2 protein-coding genes are annotated in these 1,832 nt (G+C 62.8%); both read right to left on the bottom strand.

Annotated features, from left to right (window positions below; translation table 11 throughout):
• On the bottom strand, nt 1–845 hold an 845-nt coding region (locus tag HFRIS_RS24375; protein ID WP_039877284.1), incomplete at its 3' end, for an ABC transporter permease subunit.
• A 53-nt stretch (nt 846–898) separates the two neighbouring features.
• Entirely contained in the window at nt 899–1,828 is a 930-nt protein-coding gene (locus HFRIS_RS24370) for a branched-chain amino acid ABC transporter permease (RefSeq protein ID WP_039877283.1), read from the bottom strand.
• Nucleotides 1,829–1,832 lie beyond the last annotated feature (4 nt).

Below are 1,832 nucleotides of genomic sequence, written 5' to 3'. Positions count from 1 at the left end.
CCACCGAAGGAGGCGCCCATGGCGAAGGCCAGCAGCTTGACGTTGCGGGTGTTGATGCCCATCGCCTTGGCGGCAATCTCGTCTTCGCGGATGGCGACCCAGGCACGGCCCAGGCGCGAGTCCTGCAGACGCACCGAGAAGAAGATCACGAAGATGCACAGCACCAGGAACAGGTAGTAGTAGGCATTGACCGAGGGCAGGCTCATGCCGAAGACCTTCACCATCGAGCCCGAACCGGGCTCGCCGGCCAGCGAGACGCCAAAGACGCGGATCGGGTCGATCAGGTTGATCCCCTGCGGGCCGTTGGTGATGTTGACCGGGGCGTTCAGGTTGTTCATGAAGATACGGATGATCTCGCCGAAGCCCAGGGTCACGATGGCCAGGTAATCACCGCGCAGCTTCAGGGTCGGTGCCCCCAGCAGCGCGCCGAAGAGGGCCGCCAGCACGCCCGAGATCGGCACGATCAGCCACAGCGAGAGGTGGATGCCGTTCTGCACGATCTGCGGACCATACAGCCAGACCAGGAAGTTGCCGACGTCGGGATAGGTATTGACGAAGGACTCGATCACGGCCGCGAACTGCGGCGAGGCCAGCAAGCCTGCGGTATAGGCGCCGATGGCGTAGAAGGCGATGTAGCCCAGGTCCAGGAGGCCGGCGAAGCCCACCACCACGTTCAGGCCCAGGGCCAGCATGATGTAGAGCAGTGCCATATCCATGATGCGCACCCACGAATTGCCGAAATGCTGGGCAATCATGGGGAAGATGATCATCAGCGCCAACAGCGCCAGCAGGCTGATGCGCGCCTGCTGCGGGTTGCGCTTCATGTCGAAGGTCATGAGAGCCATAGTGTTCTCTTCCGATTCTCTAAGTTCTGTTTTTAACTTTTAAGTCTTGAGTCTTAAGCCCGATCCGCCACGCGCTCGCCCATGATCCCGGAGGGGCGCAGGGTCAGCACGATGATCAGCACGATGAAGGCGAAGATGTCCTGGTAGTTGCTGCCCAGGAAGTTGCCGGTCAGGTCGCCGATGTAACCGGCCCCCAGGCTTTCGATCAGGCCCAGCAGGATGCCGCCCAGCATGGCGCCGTAGATGTTGCCGATGCCACCCAGCACCGCCGCCGAGAAGGCCTTCAGGCCGGGCACGAAGCCCATGGCGAACTGTGCGGTGGAATAGTTGGCCGCCCACATCACGCCGGCGATGGCCGCCAGGGCCGCGCCGATGGCGAAGGTGACGATGATGACGCGGTTGGCGTCCACGCCCATCAAGCCGGCGATGCGCGGGTTCTCGGCGGTGGCGCGCATGGCGCGGCCCATCTTGGTCTTTTCCACAATCAGCACCAGGCCGATCATGGCGGCCAGCGCCAGGATCAGCAGCATGATCTGGGTCGGCGAGATCAGGGCACCGGCGATGTGCACCGGGTCGGAGGGCATGACCTGCGGGAATGGCAAGGGGCTGCGGCCCCAGATCATCATGGCGAAGGTCTGCAGCAGGATCGACACGCCGATGGCGGTGATCAGCGGCGCCAGGCGCGGCGCATTGCGCAGCGGGCGGTAGGCGATGCGTTCGATCAGGAGACTGACCACGATACACACCGGGATCGCACCGACGATGGCGATGATCAGCTTGACGATGCCCGGCAGGTCCGGTGCCACATGCTGCACCAGTTTGAGCAGCGACAGGCCCACCATGGCCCCCACCATCAGGATGTCGCCGTGGGCAAAGTTGATCAGGTTCAGCACCCCGTACACCATGGTGTAGCCCAGGGCGATCAGTGCGTACATGCTGCCTAGCACCAATCCGTTGATGATCTGCTGGATGAAAATGTCCATGAAA

The sequence above is a fragment of the Herbaspirillum frisingense GSF30 genome, from assembly GCF_000300975.2.
Classification (GTDB): Bacteria; Pseudomonadota; Gammaproteobacteria; order Burkholderiales; family Burkholderiaceae_D; genus Herbaspirillum; species Herbaspirillum frisingense.
This window is presented reverse-complemented; position numbering and strand designations above follow the sequence as displayed.

Coding starts and splice junctions, on each gene's coding strand:
- HFRIS_RS24370 (WP_039877283.1), bottom strand. CDS start 1,828: ATGGACATTTTCATCCAGCAGATCATCAACGGATTGGTGCTAGGCAGC.